Annotated in this window: 15 protein-coding genes; 12 read left to right on the top strand and 3 right to left on the bottom strand. The window is 46.3% G+C overall.

Annotated features, from left to right (window positions below):
• Positions 1–71: 71 nt before the first annotated feature.
• Positions 72–437 (top strand): hypothetical protein, encoded by a 366-nt coding sequence (locus MINF_RS11565; protein WP_012462658.1) that lies wholly within the window; start codon positions 72–74, stop codon positions 435–437.
• A gap of 454 nt (positions 438–891) precedes the next feature.
• On the opposite strand, the gene sixA is transcribed toward MINF_RS11565, so the two are convergent.
• The gene (gene sixA / locus MINF_RS01385) at positions 892–1,413 is read right to left on the bottom strand and encodes a phosphohistidine phosphatase SixA (protein ID WP_012462657.1); all 522 of its coding nucleotides are present in this window, start codon (positions 1,411–1,413) and stop codon (positions 892–894) included.
• A 182-nt stretch (positions 1,414–1,595) separates the two neighbouring features.
• Between sixA and MINF_RS01380 the strand changes: the two genes are divergently transcribed.
• The 3 genes from MINF_RS01380 (at position 1,596) to MINF_RS01370 (ending at position 4,914) form a co-directional block, all read left to right on the top strand.
• Entirely contained in the window at positions 1,596–3,176 is a 1,581-nt protein-coding gene (locus MINF_RS01380; RefSeq protein WP_012462655.1) for a DHA2 family efflux MFS transporter permease subunit, read from the top strand.
• 72 nt (positions 3,177–3,248) lie between these two features.
• Positions 3,249–4,547 carry a phosphopyruvate hydratase gene (eno, locus tag MINF_RS01375; protein ID WP_012462654.1) on the top strand — a complete coding sequence of 433 codons (1,299 nt, stop codon included), beginning with the start codon at positions 3,249–3,251 and terminating at the stop codon, positions 4,545–4,547.
• The gene (locus MINF_RS01370; RefSeq protein WP_148205076.1) at positions 4,540–4,914 is read left to right on the top strand and encodes an FtsB family cell division protein; all 375 of its coding nucleotides are present in this window, start codon (positions 4,540–4,542) and stop codon (positions 4,912–4,914) included. The genes eno and MINF_RS01370 overlap by 8 nt, the downstream gene beginning before the upstream one ends.
• Positions 4,915–5,084: 170 nt before the next feature.
• Here MINF_RS01370 and hemW read toward each other — a convergent pair whose 3' ends face one another.
• Positions 5,085–6,176, bottom strand: a complete 1,092-nt coding sequence (gene hemW / locus MINF_RS01365; RefSeq protein ID WP_012462652.1) for a radical SAM family heme chaperone HemW — start codon at positions 6,174–6,176, stop codon at positions 5,085–5,087.
• 96 nt (positions 6,177–6,272) lie between these two features.
• On the opposite strand from hemW, the gene MINF_RS01360 reads away from it, so the two are divergent.
• Together MINF_RS01360 and MINF_RS01355 are read left to right on the top strand one after the other, a co-directional pair.
• Positions 6,273–7,196, top strand: a complete 924-nt coding sequence (locus tag MINF_RS01360) for a glycosyltransferase family 2 protein (RefSeq protein ID WP_048810024.1) — start codon at positions 6,273–6,275, stop codon at positions 7,194–7,196.
• Positions 7,193–7,936, top strand: a complete 744-nt coding sequence (locus MINF_RS01355) for a hypothetical protein (RefSeq protein WP_012462650.1) — start codon at positions 7,193–7,195, stop codon at positions 7,934–7,936. Before MINF_RS01360 ends, MINF_RS01355 begins: the two co-directional genes overlap by 4 nt.
• A 135-nt stretch (positions 7,937–8,071) precedes the next feature.
• Here MINF_RS01355 and MINF_RS01350 read toward each other — a convergent pair whose 3' ends face one another.
• Positions 8,072–8,725, bottom strand: a complete 654-nt coding sequence (locus tag MINF_RS01350; protein WP_012462649.1) for a hypothetical protein — start codon at positions 8,723–8,725, stop codon at positions 8,072–8,074.
• A gap of 120 nt (positions 8,726–8,845) precedes the next feature.
• On the opposite strand from MINF_RS01350, the gene MINF_RS01345 reads away from it, so the two are divergent.
• From MINF_RS01345 to MINF_RS01320, 6 genes are all read left to right on the top strand, one after another.
• Positions 8,846–9,289 carry an archease gene (locus MINF_RS01345; RefSeq protein WP_048810023.1) on the top strand — a complete coding sequence of 148 codons (444 nt, stop codon included), beginning with the start codon at positions 8,846–8,848 and terminating at the stop codon, positions 9,287–9,289.
• 85 nt (positions 9,290–9,374) lie between these two features.
• Entirely contained in the window at positions 9,375–10,805 is a 1,431-nt protein-coding gene (locus MINF_RS01340; RefSeq protein WP_012462646.1) for an RtcB family protein, read from the top strand.
• A 101-nt stretch (positions 10,806–10,906) separates the two neighbouring features.
• Positions 10,907–12,010, top strand: coding sequence for a site-2 protease family protein (locus MINF_RS01335; RefSeq protein ID WP_048810022.1), 1,104 nt, complete (start codon positions 10,907–10,909; stop codon positions 12,008–12,010).
• A gap of 43 nt (positions 12,011–12,053) precedes the next feature.
• Complete coding sequence (locus MINF_RS01330) at positions 12,054–13,250, top strand: acetate/propionate family kinase (protein WP_012462643.1); 1,197 nt, start codon at positions 12,054–12,056, stop codon at positions 13,248–13,250.
• 264 nt (positions 13,251–13,514) lie between these two features.
• Complete coding sequence (locus tag MINF_RS01325) at positions 13,515–14,852, top strand: hypothetical protein (protein ID WP_148205075.1); 1,338 nt, start codon at positions 13,515–13,517, stop codon at positions 14,850–14,852.
• A gap of 64 nt (positions 14,853–14,916) precedes the next feature.
• Entirely contained in the window at positions 14,917–16,143 is a 1,227-nt protein-coding gene (locus tag MINF_RS01320; RefSeq protein ID WP_012462641.1) for an aminotransferase class V-fold PLP-dependent enzyme, read from the top strand.
• The last annotated feature ends 334 nt before the right edge of the window (positions 16,144–16,477 follow it).

The following is a 16,477-nucleotide window of genomic DNA, read 5'->3' as shown; positions in this document are numbered from 1 at the left end:
AACAGCGTCAAGAGCACTGGGATGATGCGATTGCCTGCCTGGAGAGGCTCAAGCGTCTCGAACCCGACGACGTGCTTGTGAAGCTGTCCTTCGCTGAACTGATGCTCACCGCCCGCCCAGGCGACAAGAACATCTGCCGGAAGATCGTGCGGTTGACCAAAGGCATTGAGAACAAGAAGCCGGTCCACGCCGCTCTGCTGATCTACAAGGCCAGGGCCATGCGCGGGCTCGGGATCCTGTACGCGGCGCGGGAGACCCTGGCGGGTGCCCTGCGCCGGAGGAAAGCCCTCACCGAGGAGCTGATCCGGACACTCCGGTACGAACGGGTCCTGGTCTACGAGGAGCTCGGGAAGCCGAAGCGGGCGCGCAGCGAGCTCGAGAAGCTCTGTGCCGAGGACCCGGAGTACAAGGACGTGGCGGCTCGGTTGGGACTGTAGAGGAAATCCTCATCAACGCCGTTTCCTCCCCCTCGGGGATGTGCCGCTCTTTGAAATGATGTTGTGTTTCAATTGGTTAGGTGATTTCCTGGCGATGGAAAACGGTTATGAAGAAGAATGCAAGCGGAGAGCCAATGTTAAGTTTCCAATTTTAAGATTCTTGGGTAATACAAAACTTCTAGTGCTCATTTCCTTGATGGGCGCAAGACATTGCTTTTGAGTAACCGCGCCTACACACCCCTTCCTGCACTTTACTTTGGTACTCACTTCTAAAGCGCAAAGTTGGGAAAGCTAAATATAACCCCCCCAGGAATCGCAGGCTTCTACCGAAAAATGTTCTTTCGTAGCCAAAGGATGCACAAGCCCTATTGATTTTTCCAGCTCTGACCTACAACCACACCGCCTGAACCGGTTGGCAATGGCTCCTGGGACTTAAGGCTGGAGAGTGCCTTCCTCAGGACCGCTGGAGGGTGGATTTCTTGGTTCTCCCATTGATTCTTTTTTCCAGGGCGGACAAAGCCTGGCTTCTAAAGAAACCCTTGAGAAGACATTCCTTGTGTTTGTTATCGTAACTTAACCAGACACAACAGCAAGGTTCCATCTGGAAAAAGGAAGAAACCTTGGATTTTACCAAGAGCCTTGTTGAAAGCTTCGAAAGGGTGGGTTCGTGGCCAACGATAATCGAATCTTCCCCTATTTTTTTTATCTCCTTGAGAAGATCGGCAATCGAGTCTCCCGGTAAAAGACCTTTAAAAAGCTGGAGCTTGACTTCGTTTGAAAGAGCTTTGCCTATAATCTCGGCGGTTTGCCTGCTTCTTTCCTTGGGTGAATGATAAATTTTTCTTGGGTTGAAACCCATGGATTTAAAAAACTTGCCCAACTGGGAAGCCGTTTCAATGCCTTTAGCCGTAAGGGGACGATCCGGATCCTGCTCTTTAGGAAGAGCTTCCGCATTTTGTACAAGGACTAAATCCATCCTTAAAAAATAAATAAATTTTTTTCTTTCAATTTAAAAGACTTTTATTCTACATTTCTTCTTTTTTGTTAACAGCTCTTTTTAGAAAAGAGACCTTTCTTAAAAAGAGTCTTTTCCCTGGCAAAGACCTCAAGCCCTTTTATTCTATTGCTATAATCGATTGACCACTTTATATAGCTTTTATGGATGGCCAGTCGACAAACGAACTTGCCTGGAAGCCCAGGCATAATCCCTGGATAATCGCCCTTTCGGTGATGTTGGCCACTTTCATGGAAGTCCTGGATACGACCATTCTCAACGTGGCTCTTCCCTATATCGCCGGTGGTCTTGCCGCAAGCAATTCCCAAGCCACCTGGGTCCTGACCAGTTATCTCGTCTCCAACGCGGTCGTCCTGCCCATGACCGACTGGCTCGGAAGAACCTTTGGAAGAAAAAGACTGCTGATCGGCTGTATCGCTTCCTTTACCCTAAGTTCTGCCCTTTGCGGAGCTGCCCCAAATTTAGGGATCTTGATTTTGGGAAGAATTATCCAAGGGGCCGGTGGAGGAGGGCTCCAACCCATCTCCCAGGCAATATTGCTTGAAAGCTTTCCCCCTGAAAAAAGGGGACAGGCCATGGGGCTTTTTGCCTTGGGAGTAGTCGTTGCACCCATCCTAGGACCGGTGTTTGGAGGCTGGCTCACGGACAATCTCAACTGGCGGTGGTGCTTTTTTATCAACTTGCCCGTGGGAATCCTGGCTATCATAGCCTCGAAAATAACCGTTGAAGATCCTCCCTATTTACAAAGAAATGCAACGAAAAAACTAGATATCCTCGGTTTTTCTTTTCTCTGTTTGTGGTTGGGTTGTCTTCAAGTTCTCCTGGACAAGGGGCAAGAGGACAACTGGTTTGATGCCCTCTGGCTCAGGTGGATGGGCGGGCTTTCTCTCCTGGGAATGATCTGTTTTATTTACCGCGAACTTACAACCGATAATCCAATTGTTGACCTGAAGATTTTTAAAGATAAAAACTTTGCCGTAGCGATTTTCGAGATTTTTATCGTGGGGATCGTTCTTTATGCAACCCTTTCGGGATTACCCCTTTTTCTGCAAACCCTAATTTCCTATACGGCCTACCAAAGCGGCCTGGCCATTAGTCCTAGAGGCATAGGGGCAGTGGCAGGAGCCATCATAGCCGGCAGGTTGCTCGGAGTTTTGAGCGGAAGGCTTATCGTTGCCCTAGGATTTTCTATGCTTGCCCTTTCCTCCCTCCAAATCGGCTTTTTCAATCTCGAAATCGCTAAAATTAATATCGTTATTCCTAACATCATTAACGGCATCGGGGCTCCTTTCGTATTCATTCCCCTGACGACCGCTGCCGTAGTCACCCTGAGACAAGAACAGATCGGGGCAGCCACGGGACTCTTTAACCTGTTTCGAAACATAGGGGGCAGTGTAGGCACTTCAATGGTTCAAACTTTTATCCAGAGACTTGCCCAAGCCCATCAGACCATCCTTGTCGGCTATTATACCCCGGACAACATCAATTACAACGATCGACTTTCTGCCATTGAAAGCTACATAGCCATGATGCATGGAACCGTCACCGGTGCCTCTCAAACTCTGCGGCTATTCTATACCACGCTCATAAACCAAGCTAACCTCCTTGCCTACATGGAAATTTTCCAGTTCATGGGTTGGATTTGCATTTTTTCTATTCCCTTGGCTTTCCTGCTCGCCAAGGATAAAAGGGGAACTCGACCCGGTGCCGGTTCTTTGCATTAAGTGCTTGAATCTTAAAAACTTTTACTCTATTTTCTTGAAAGACTTCTTTTTTCTGTTTTTCTAAAGGTTGTTATGACCAACACATTGATCCGGAAGGTGCTCGCAAGACAGGTTTTAGATTCCCGGGGGAATCCCACGGTTGAAGCTGAAATTCACCTGGACAACGGGATAAGCGCTACGGCTATAGTTCCTTCCGGAGCGAGCACGGGAAGCCATGAAGCCTTGGAGTTAAGAGACAACGATAAAAGCCGCTATGGAGGGAAGGAAGTGGGAAAAGCGGTGCACAATATCAAGAGTAGAATCGCCCCGGAGCTCATCGGCAAGGATGCTACCGATCAAGCTGAAATCGACCGGATCTTAATTGCTCTCGATGGTTCCAAGAACAAGTCCGTTCTAGGGGCCAATGCTATACTTGCCGTATCGCTTTGCGTCGCCCGCGTAGCCGCTAAGGCCGTAGGTCTTCCCCTTTTTAAATACCTTGGAGGGGCCCAAGCGATCACCCTGCCCGTTCCCTTTGCTAACCTTATCAACGGTGGGGTGCATTCCGATGCCCCTTTAGACTTCCAGGAATTCATGGTCGTCCCCCTAGGAGCCCCTTCCTTTAAAGAAGGGTTGAGGTACGGGGTGGAAATCTTTCATGCCCTCAAAACCATCCTCCAGGAAAAGAAATTGGGAACGGGAATTGGAGATGAAGGCGGGTTTGCCCCCTCGGTTGCTTCTGCTGATCAAGCCTTCGGTCTCCTTATGGAAGCAACTGAAAAAGCCGGGTATAAGCCGGCTAAAGACGTATTTTATGCCCTGGATGCAGCGGCCACCGAGCTCTACGATCAAAACTCCAAGGTGTATGGATTTAAAAAATCCCAACCTATACAGCTGATCTCTTCCCACCTGATCGAGTTATACCAGGAACTTGCCCGAAAATATCCCCTTGTATCGATCGAAGATGGAATGGCGGAAAATGATTGGGAGGGTTGGAAACAACTGACTCAACAACTGGGAGGAACTCTGCAACTGGTCGGGGACGATCTTTTTGTTACCAACAAGGAATTTCTTAAAAAAGGCATTGAAGAAAAAATAGCCAATGCCATTCTCATCAAGGTCAACCAGGTAGGCACATTAACGGAAACCTTCCAAACGGTGGAGATGGCCAAAAAACATGGATACAGGGTCATGGTCAGTCATAGATCGGGAGAAAGTGAAGATCCTTTTATTGCCGATCTTGCCGTAGCCTTGAATGCGGGACAAATTAAAACGGGTTCTTTTTGCCGGTCCGACAGGCTAAGCAAGTACAACCAACTGCTCAGGATTGAAGAGCTCTTGGGTGAAAATGCGGTCTATGGGATTAAGCTTGGAGACAGTAAAGATGATTAAACTAAAGAGTCTCAACGTCTGGATCTATTTCGTCCAGTGGACCAAGTTTCTCATCTTTTGTAGTCTTTTAGCCCTACTCCTGAGCTTTTTCATTCCGATTATCCGGAAGATCGATCAACTGGAAAAGAAAAAAGAACTTCTCTCAAAGGAATATGCGGCCGAGGAGTTAAAGAACAAGGAGTTGAGCCGGAAGCTCGATCTTCTCAAGCATGATCCGGCTTTTATTGAACGGATAGCCCGTGATCGACTTAACATGGGCAAACCGGGTGAAATCATTTTCCGCTTTGATCCCTATGGGTATGTCCCGATCAGTCGAAAAGAAATAAAACAAACAAAAAATCCAAAATCCCTCCCTAAACAGCCCTAGCTTAAAAGCATACCGCAGCAAAGAAAACCGCCTTTTGCCGTTGCCTTCATTGGAAAAAAAGGAAATTTTATCGAAAAGAAGCTCCGCTTTTTTTCACCGTTCTTAAAAGGAAGAATTCCCAAAAGAAAAAGTTTTTTCACCCCTTATCCCCATGGGGAATCCCAGTTTGACTATAAAAAGTAAAGGGCAATTTCATCGGCGAGGAGAAAACCCCGATTGGTTAAAATGAAACGATTTTCCTTGATATACCCAAGTCCTTCTTCAACAAGCCATTCTACGGTCCTTTTTTCCTTTTCTCCCTCCTGCCCTAAGGTTATGCCTTCGTCCGTACGCAGAGCCAAAAACAGCCTTTCTTTCTTTTTTAATTCTTCATCTAAACTTTCCATTGTCTTAATGGGCAGTCTCCCTTCTTGAAGCTCCTGGACATATTGGATGTAATCGTTTAGGTTGGACCATCTTTTGTTTCCGACCGTTGAACAAGCACTGGGCCCTATCCCTAAATAATCTTTTCCTTGCCAGTAAGCCTTATTATGAAGGGACTGATAGCCGGGCAAAGCAAAATTGGAGACCTCGTAGCGGACAAAACCATGGTCAGCTAAAAGCTCGCAGGCCATCTCCATCATTTCGATCTCTTTTTTTTCATCCGGAACGAACCTTCCTTTTTTCATCTCTTCAAAAAAAGGTGTTCCCTCCTCGTAGCTCAGGCAATACAAAGAAATGTGTTTCGGGGATAATTCCAAACCCCTGTATAAGCTCCTTTTAAAAGATTCGACACCCTGGGTAGGAATGCCAAATATAAAATCAAGGTTAATATTTTCTATGCCTCCTTTTCTGAGAGCGTTTGCCGAATCGACAACATCTTTAGGTTTATGCCTTCTTCCAAGGATCAAAAGCTCCTTTTCATCCAAAGACTGGACACCCAAGCTCACCCTGTTAATACCCGATTCTTTCCATTGAACCGCTTTTTGCAGGGTCACAGTCCTGGGATTTGCTTCAATGGTGATTTCCTTAACGTTTTCTTTGGGAATCGCCGCAAGCAGCCGATCTATTTCAGCCGGCTTGGCCAGCGAGGGTGTCCCTCCGCCTATAAAGAGAGTTTGGGGATTTAACCGAAAGGTAGTGCTGAGCAGTTCCACTTCTCTTATCAGGGCCTCAATGACGAGGTAAATTTCCTTTCTTGCGGCTGTCGTGACGTAAAATCCGCAATAAGGACAAACCGTGGAACAAAATGGGAAATGGAAATAAAGATGTTTAATTTCCATAAATTTTTGCTAAAATTTTCACAGTTGTTATCCAAACAACAATAAATTCTTTACTCTTTATTGACAAAGAAAAGGGGCAGTTTTGGCTATAGTGTCATGATTGAGCAGCCGGTAGTGGAATATTCTCTAGATTGGTCGGTTATAATCGTCACTTTTCAAAGCAAAAATGTTATAAGAAAGGCCCTGGAAGCGCTGTTTGCCCAAAAAGGCACCAAGCTAGAGATCTTTGTCGTAGATAACAACTCGACCGACGGGACGCAAGATATCCTCGAAGGGTATTCCCGGGAGATTATCTTCATCAGCAATCCCACTAACAGGGGTTTTTCACAAGCGGCGAACATGCCCTTGGATAGGGCAAAAGGCCGATTCGTTTTGTTCCTTAATCCCGATGTGATCATTAAAAACCCTTATTTTTTAAAAAAAATAGCTCACCTTTTCGATGAAGAACAACAAGCAGGAGCCATCGGTCCTGCATTATTTTATCCGGACGGCACCCTACAACCAAGCATGAGCCTGACTTACCCCAACCAAAAATGGGCTAAAGGATCCATACCCAAATTTCCAGGGAAAATTGCGGCTCTCCTTGGAGCCTGCCTAGCCGTAAGAAAAGAAATCCTCGATCGGCTCCGAGGTTTTGACGAAGAGTTCTTTCTTTACGGCGAAGACCAGGACCTTTGCCTGCGCATTCGCAAACTGGGTTTTTCTCTCGCTTACTATCCCCAGATCCAAGCTTATCACATTGGGGGGCACAGCAGTGAAACTTTATCTTCAGAGTTGCTCTGGGAAAGAAAGCTCAAAGCCGAGTACATTTTTTACCACAAGCACTATACAAAACAAGCTATCGATCGCATCGCTTTTTTTCAACTCCTCAAGAGTCATTGGGAGCTTTTTCTTCTTTTTTTTGGGAAGGCCATTTTATCTCCCTCCTTAGTGCTCGAAAGAAAAAGCAAGTATGAAGCCATTCGATCCCAAGCCCTTTCCCATTTTTTCCCCAAGCAACAAAACAAAACCCGACCATGATGACCCAAGATTTCAGGAAAGATTTCTACCTTCTGCTTTCGCTTTTGGATGAGAAAGAGCCTTTTGCCTTTAGCCGCTACAACGACGGGGAAGCCTTAATCCTCTCCAATCAAAGGGTAGGGTGCAAGGGGGAATGGGAGTACAACCCCCGCAAAAACCTTTCTTTCAGAGCGGACCTCAGAAAATCTCTCCTTTTAACTGACCGCCGGTTCTTTTACGGGGTTCCTTCGTGGGACACCAGTCCAGAAATGCACAGGACGGTATTGCACTACATCAAAGCTCCCCTATCCCAAGTTACCTTTGCCGCCCTTTTTGCCAATGCCAACCACGATCTTTTTCTCAAGGAATACCTGCCGCGGATTAAAAATTGGCCAAAAGAAGTCTGTTTTATAGGCAACTCTAGAATCAATCCTCGGCTCATCCGTGAAATTACCGGGGCAAAAGATATCTTTCCTATAGAAGGGAGTTGCGTAAGGTTCTGGGAAAAAAATAAAAATGCCATTTTGGGCCGTCTCGATTGGATGGCCACTCGGTCGGATCATTCCCTCTTTTTAGTTGCAGCCGGTCCTTTAGGCAAGATCCTGATCCATGCCCTTTGGGAAATCTCTCCCAACCATGTTTACCTGGACATCGGTTCTGCACTTGATCCCTTGCTCTTCGGGAAAAGCACCCGGGCCTACCATAAAGATGCGCAGAACCGCTCTCTTGTCCTCAAGTGGCGCCCTAAGGACGAAGCCTAAGCAAGCTCTTTCTGGGGTTTCCCTCGAGTCGGGAAAAGAAGGATGATGATGAGCCTTGTCCCCTGGCTTGAGTTGGGCAGAAGATCTTCATCGAGAAAAAAAACGGCGGCTTAAAAAGAGCTTACGAAAAGAAAGTTAAAAACGCCGGGCAACTAACCTTTGAGAAATCCAAAAAGGAGAACTCAGGGAAATATTCCAACGGCCATCTTCCAGCCTCAAGGCCTCGATTAATTCTCTTCCTTGAAATCCGGCTTGTACCGCGGTAGAAATTTCCGGATAAGAGGAACGAATGAGGCCTAATGTGCTAAAAAACAGAAGTCCTAGGCTGTGGACCCGGGATCGATAAGGCTCTGCAAAAACCAACAAGGAGGCGTTGCTATCCAGGATTTTTTCCCCTATCTTTTTTAGATCCTGGTCGTCATAGGCATAAAAAACCCAGTTGGCTAGGATAAAAGAATATCTGTTCCAGCCGTCAAATTTAAGGAGTTCTCCATGGATCCATTTCCATGGAAGAGGCCAATTGACCGGTCTTGGAGCGATGTCCAACCCGATGATTTCTATTTTTTCACGAAGGAGGGGATCGTTATAAAGAAAACGGCCTAAAAATCCCTCTCCCGCTCCTATTAAAAGACCGGTAGATAGATGAGGGAGATTTTTTTTCAGCACCCTTGCAAACCAATGATAAGTTCTTAAAAAAAGGTGAAGGCGGCGCAGGTCGGCTGCCCGGCCTTGGTTTTGTTTTCCCCATCTCGATTTTTTTTCTGATATTTGGGGGAGAATGATTCTCACCTTTTCCCTGGACTGTTAATCTTTTTTACATCTCTTGGAAAATAAACTGATTTTACGGCCCAAATAAAAGAAAAACATTTTGCTTGAGGTAAAATTTTCCTTTTTGGATTAGATTCTCTTATGGATCTTGACAAAGAGGAGATCTCTTCCTTGCGGTGGGAAACTTTTCCCCACATGGCGGATATTGGAATAAGGGGGTTTGGCAAAAGTCCCAGGGAAGCTCTCATAGCCGTCTCTTATGCCCTGATTGCCGTCATCACCGATCCCCAAAAAGTAGATCCCCAGAAATCTCTAACCCTTTGCTGTGAAGCCGACAGTTATGACCTGCTGCTTTACGATTGGTTAAATAGTCTCATCTTCAAGATGGCTACCGAGAACATGCTTTTTTGTCGGTTTGACATAACCTTGAATCTCCCCGTTCTGCGCGGGATTGTTTGGGGAGAAACGGTAGACAGAGAAAAACATTCCCCGGCGGTCGAAATCAAGGGAGCTACTTTTAGCGAGCTTTTCTTCGGACAGGCAAAAGACGGCCAATGGATCGCCCAATGCATTGTAGACGTTTAGTCGAGAAATACCTTGAGATGTTCTTTTGTCGTCTCGTTGAAAATTCCCTGTTCCAAGCTTATTGTTTTAACAGGAGGTAACCGATATGGAGTTAGCCGGCCTTGAAAAAGTTTCCGATTTCTGTTGGAAAATCCCTCCCCAGGGAAAGATGCGCGTTCCGGTGCTTATTTACGGTTCTGAAAAAATAGTCCAGGCAATGGATCAAAAGGTTGCCGAACAGGCTTCTAATGTTGCCTCCTTGCCGGGAATCGTGAAGGCTTCCTTTGTCATGCCTGATGCGCACTGGGGTTATGGATTCCCCATAGGCGGTGTGGCCGCCTACGATCCGGAGGAAGGAGGGGTAATCTCCGCCGGAGGAGTAGGTTTTGATATTTCTTGCGGGGTGAGAACCCTGCTGACAGGGCTCAAGGAAAAAGATATTCAACCGATTAAAAATAAACTGGCTGAACTGCTTTTTAAAGAAATCCCGGCCGGGGTAGGCAGTCATGGCAAGATCGTTCTCGATAAGACGGAGATAGACAAAATGCTTGAGGGAGGAGCGAAGTGGGCAATTGCAAAAGGTTATGGACTACAAAAGGATCTTTATCGAATAGAAGAGCAAGGATGTATGCCCGGTGCTGATCCGCAGGCCGTTTCTCATTTAGCCAAGGAAAGACAGGCCAAAGAAATGGGCACACTCGGATCGGGGAACCATTATGCGGAAGTCCAGGTTGTGGGGAAAATTTTTGATGAAGCCCTAGCCAAGATATTTTCTATCCATCTAGGAGACATCGTGGTGAGCATCCATTGTGGCTCCCGGGGATTGGGGCATCAAATCGGCACAGATTATTTGAAAGAGATGGTTGTTTGTGCTCAAAAGTTAAAAATTGATCTGCCGGAGAGGGAACTGGCTTGCGCTCCTATTGCATCAGAGCTAGGCAGGAGGTACCTGGGGGCCATGCGCGCAGGGATCAATTGTGCCCTGGCCAACAGGCAGATCATTACCCAGCTCATTAGAAAAGTCTTTTCCTATTTCTTCCCCGGTATTGAACTGCCTATTCTTTACGATGTCTCCCACAATACCTGCAAAGTAGAAAAACACGCGGTCAACGGACACTTCAAGGAGCTCTACGTCCACAGGAAAGGAGCGACCCGCGCCTTCGGCCCCAACAATCCAGAAATTCCCGAAGATTTTCGAGAAGCGGGCCAACCCGTGCTCATTGGCGGCAGTATGGGCACCCATTCTTATATCCTAGCCGGGACGGCCCAGAGTGAACAGTTAGCCTTTTCTTCGGCCGTACACGGAGCGGGAAGAGCGATGAGCAGGTCGAAGGCTTTAAAGGAATGGAAAGGCAAGGAAATCATCCGCAGTCTTGAACAAAAAGGCATTATCATCAAGGCGGTTTCGGAACGAGGAGTTGCAGAAGAAGCTCCCTTGGCTTACAAGGACGTGAGTGACGTCGTGGAAGCGGCCCACAAGGCAGAGCTAGCCAAACTCGTGGCACGGCTTGATCCTTTAATATGCATCAAAGGCTAACCTTATACCGCTTCATCGTGAACTCGGGAAAAAGGACTTCTTTAAAAGATAGGAGATGATTTTTCTGCAAATAAAAATCATAATAAGAAAAATCCCTTCGAATGAAATTTTCCTGGAAAATAGGATCGATTTTTGGAATCCAAATCTACGTTCATTTCACTTTTTTGATCCTTCTTGGCTGGATCGCCATCGTCCATTATTCTGAAAGGGGAAGAATCGAGGATGCGGTTTTGGGAGTTCTTTTTACCTTGGCCCTTTTTTTTATCATCGTTCTCCATGAACTGGGTCATGCCGCAGCGGCACGTTTTTTCAAAATTTCCACAAAAGACATCACTTTACTGCCCATAGGTGGAGTGGCAAGACTCGAGAAAATTCCTGAAGATCCTATCCAAGAGCTTGTTGTTGCCGTAGCCGGACCCGCGGTGAACTTGATCTTGGCTTTGCTTTTCTATATTCTCATTATCCTCAGTGGAGTTCCCTTTGATCTCTCCCAACTCGATCTCATTCGAGGCAATCTCCTTGCCCAGTTTTTTTGGACCAACATCATTTTAGCCGGCTTCAATCTGATTCCCGCTTTCCCTATGGACGGGGGAAGAATCTTGCGGGGGCTGCTGGGAATAAGAATGGATTTTTTGCATGCCACCCGGATAGCGGCTTCCGTGGGCCAGACAATCGCTTTAGTCTTTGGATTTATCGGGCTTTTTTCCAATCCCTTCCTTATTTTAATCGCTCTCTTTGTCTGGTTTGGGGCTTCACAAGAGTCGAACATGGCGGAGGTGAAATTCACTTTGAGTAAAACATCCATCAGTCAACTCATGCTCCGGGAATTTCACGTTTTATCCCCCTACGATACCCTCGCCAAAGCCGTTGAAATGACCTTGGCCAGCCAACAACATGATTTTCCTGTCATAGACAATGACAGGCTTGTGGGAATGCTTTACAGGGCGGATCTCCTCATGGGACTCATGCAAAAAGGCCAAGAAGCTTCGGTAGATGAAGTCATGAGCAGGGATTTCATTTCTGTGGAAGCTTCGGATAAAGCCGAAGAGGTATTCTCAAAAATCCAATCCCTTCCCTACTCGGCTATCCCGGTGACCGACAACGGCCTTCTAGTTGGGCTTTTAACAAAAGAAAACATCGCCGAATTTTTGATGTTTCATTCCGCTATAGCCGAAAAAAAGGGCAAATCTTTTATCCAACGGTGACCCTCTTTTATCGATGAGGGGATAAAAAATCCACGCAAAGGCCATGCTAGGAAAAGATCGATCCTTTATCCTGACTGTTAATAGTGGGTCGACAAGCCTCAAGATCAGTCTTTTTGGCTCCGACAGCCAATCCCTTTTTCTTGAAGGCCACATCGAAAGAATCGGCTTGCCGCAAAGCCACATCCAGTTCAAAAACAAAGAGGGAGAAAGAATTTTTGAACTCTTCCTTCCGCTTAAAGATCATGACGAGGCTATTGCCCAGCTTTTCAGCTTTCTTAAAAAAAACCGGCTCGATGAAAAACTTTTGGCCGTAGGGCATCGGATAGTCCACGGGGGTTCTCTTTACAGGGAACCAAGGTTGATCACCTCTGAAACCCTGCAAAACTTAAAGGAACTGATCCCTCTTGCCCCCGAGCATCTACCAAGCCAGATCCTGGCCATTGAATCTTTTCGCAAACAGGTTCCCCATGTAAAAAACATCGGCTGTTTTGATACCGCCTTTCACAGGACAATTCCCTATTATGCCCGTCAGTATGCCCTTCCCAAGTCGCTGAGAGAAATGGGCATCGTGCGCTACGGTTTTCATGGATTGTCCTGCGAACACGTCATGGAAGAACTCAAAAAAATGGCGAAAGAAAAAGCCCTGGGAAAAGTGATTATAGCTCATCTAGGAGGCGGAGCAAGCATGACGGCCGTCTACAAGGGTCAAAGCCTGGACACGACGATGGGATTTTCTCCCCTGTCCGGTTTAGTCATGGAAACCCGCTGCGGGGATATCGACCCGGGGGCGGTTCTTTATCTTGTCAAAGAAAAAGGGCTGCCGGCGAGCGAAGTCTATCACCTTTTAAACAACCGCTCCGGCCTGCTGGGATTAAGCGGTATAAGCTCGGACATGAAAGATCTTCTCGAAGATAATACCCAAGAAGCCAAGGAAGCCATAGAAATCTTTGTTTACCAGGCAAGAAAACACCTAGGAGCATTGATTACCGCTTTGAATGGAATAGATATCCTCGTATTTACGGGAGGCATTGGAGAACATTCGGCCCTGATCCGCGGTAAAATCTGCGCAAACTTGGATGTTTGGGGAATCGAGCTTGATACCACTAGAAACGAATCTCATGCCGCAATTATCTCTACGGATAGCTCTCCTTCCCAAATAAGAATTATCAAGGCCAACGAAGAGTCAGTCATTGCAAGGGAAACATTTAAGCTGGTCAGCCAAGGGTCTTTAACCCTTTAGTTTATTTTTCCCAAAACCTTTTTTTCCCTCCATTTTTCCTTTATTCCCTTAATCCTAAAGTTTTATAGTGCATTTCCATGGGAACCCGGCAAATAGCTGGCAATAAGCAAAGCTTTGCTGACAACTTTAATGGCTCCTTATTTTTGATCGAGCTAAACTGACGGAGAATGATTCATGGCAGACGGCTAAGAGCCTTACAACCATAAGCTTAAAAAATTGTTTAATAACCATCGAGTTTTGAATAACAAAGAAAAGCAGGGTGTCGTGAAAAACTTTCTTTTATTGTCTTTTCTCCTTGTTTTTTTCAACCTCCTTCTGGTGGCTTGGGCTTATGAAGACAACCAAGAGGAAGGGATAAAACCTCTAGCCCGCGTGGCCCTTTTCGATCTCCGGATAAATCCAAGGAACGGATCCACTCTTTACGGAGAAGTCAATGCTTTTTATGATTCGGTTCAATGGATAGCCCCCGCTGAAATTAAAACTTTTCTCCTGGCTATTGAACCGCAATTTTGGCCCTCGCTATTGAAAAAAAGCCCTGTTTTTGAAGATTCTTTACCGCTTGACATTCCTTTTGGCTTCGCCGAAGGAAGGGGGCTTTGGAAAACGCTCAGTCCCGATGCCAAAGATTACCTGCTTTTTCGTTTTGGCAAATGGATTCTTTGGCTCGAAGAAAATAGCCCTGCCGGTTCATCTCGACAAGGAGGATCCACCCAGTTGGTCGCTGCCGAAATTCACGATCAAGAGGATCCGACTCCTGTCTATTTTCACTATTTTCAAGGACAATACCCAAAAATTAAAAGCGTGGTTCCTTTTAGGTATATCGACCCCCAAGAAAACAGGGAGATCGATTGCATCGGCATGTTAACGGAGAACAACGATCAATCTACGCTCATCGAAGCCTTTGAACTGGAGAGCCAGGAAAGAATCATCCGGCTTGAGGAAAGTGAACTCAGCGAATCTTCTCCGGACTGGGAATGGTTGCTCACCTCCAATTTCGATTTCATGCCCGTGAGGCTTTCTCATCCCAAAGACATTTCTGCCCTGGATATACCCTTGGCCGTCAGCCTAGACACAAAAAAGACAAACTTCATTCTCTCCGATGCGTTGTTTCCTGTTTCCCCTAAAAAAGGAGAAATCATCTTAATCGACCAAAAGCAGAGAGCACAAGTAATAAAAGACACTGCAGGATCAAGCCTCCCCAGGCTTGGACCAGATGGAACGATAGGATGGATTCAAAAAAACCATCTTGTTCTCTACCGCTTCGGCAGGGTATTTCAATATTTCCCTTTTGAAGGGAGTTTTTCTTTGAACTGGTGCTTTAGTAACCACGGTAAAGAAACTTGTCTTTATTCTAGAAAACCGCTAAGGGGGACTTACCGGCGGTTAATGGCGACAAACCTTTTTCTTTACTGGTTTACCGGGTTAAAACGCTATACCGATCTTTTTGTTGATTTCGAAGAAGTGTTTTCTAGATATGACACCCAATCGGGAGAGCTGATAGAGAGAATCAATCTCAAGGCTGAATCTTCTTTGGATCAAAGAGAAAAACTCCCCTTATGGGCTAAAGCCTTAAAAGCCCTTAATCAATTTTACTTTGAATAAAAAAAGAGAGGAGTTTATTTCAGATAATTTTTGTAGCCTCCTCCCTTAAAGAATAAATTTTCAAATGGAAGAGATTGAAACATTAAGAAAAGATTTCCCAATTCTCTCTCAACGCATTAACGGCTATCCCCTAATTTATTTCGATAATGCAGCAACCTCTCAAAAACCCCGCTGCGTCATCGAAGCTCTTTCAGATTTTTTTCTCTATTCCAACGCCAATGTTCACCGAGGACTTCATGAACTCAGCAACAAGGCGACAGAACTCTTGGAAGAGTCCCGCGAGCTTATCGCCCGTTTCATTCATGCCCGCAGTCCCGAGGAAATCATTTTTACAAGGGGGACCACCGAATCGATTAATCTTGTGGCTTCCTCTTTAGGCTCCCTTCTAAAACCCGGAGAGGGTATTCTTTTGACCGAAATGGAACACCACTCCAATCTTCTACCCTGGCAACAACTGGCTAAAAAAAGGGGCCTAGGGCTGTTTTATCTTCCCATTGAAGGGAGAGAAGGTCGACTAAGGCTGGAAAAGCTTGAAGAGATTTTTGTTCAGAACCGAATAGCCGTTTTTTCTTTTACCCATGTATCGAACACCTTAGGAACGATCAATCCTGTAGAAAGTTTTTGTGCCCTGGCCAGCAAACATGGGGTGTTGAGCGTTGTGGATGCTGCCCAAAGCGCAGGACACAGGACGATCGATGTTCAGAAAATAGGGTGTGATTTTCTGGCCTTTTCTGGCCACAAAATGTGTGCTCCCACCGGTATCGGTGTCCTGTATGGGAAAAAGGAACTGCTGCAAAGGTTGCCTCCCTATCAATACGGGGGCAACATGGTTTTAGAAGCTGGTTTTTTTGATAGCCGGTGGAAAGATCCTCCCCATAAATTTGAGGCGGGCACCCTGCCCATTGCGGAAGCTATCGGCCTGAAAGCAGCCATAGATTATCTCTGTTGCATCGGATTGGATAGGATTGCTGCACATGATGAACAGCTTAGCTCTTATGCCTATAACAAGATTTCTTCGTTTCCCTGTGTCATTCCTCTAGGTCCTAGGGAAAGGAGAGCGGGTATCGTTACTTTCTCCATAAAAGGGCTGCACCCCCACGATTTTGTCAGCTATTGTGACCGCTACGGTGTAGCTTTACGAGGGGGACACCACTGTAACAAACCTCTCCTGTCAAAACTAGGGATAGATTCTGCTGTTCGAGCAAGTTTTTATTTTTACAATACTTTAGAAGAAGTGGATCAATTCATTGCAATAATGGAGAGCTGCTTGCGCTTTTTTAACTCAATTTAACTCCCCTCGCGTCAAGGGAGGCGATACCGTGGAGGGCCGCCCGCAACAGGAGCTTTGAAGCGGAATCGGTTCTGCCTTGGATTATCGTCATGGAATATCAGCTAGACAAAGGCTGTCAATTGGCCTATATTGCAGGAAGAGCTCACCCGCCTTACGGGTGGGGATAGGAGTGGAGTGAACCCAGCCAACGGCTGTGGAGAAGGTGCTTGTGCATGGCACCTTAGGAAAGGTATGTTGGCTATCCCTCGCAGAAGCAGGGACTCCTTGGGTTCTTCCGGGTGGGAGTCATCCCTACCGGAAGCTCCGTTCGTGAGGAGGGAAAGGTTCACAATAG

It is taken from the genome of Methylacidiphilum infernorum V4 (assembly GCF_000019665.1).
GTDB lineage: Bacteria > Verrucomicrobiota > Verrucomicrobiia > Methylacidiphilales > Methylacidiphilaceae > Methylacidiphilum > Methylacidiphilum infernorum.
Note: the sequence above shows the minus strand (reverse complement) of the source record. Positions and strands in the feature narration are given on the sequence as shown.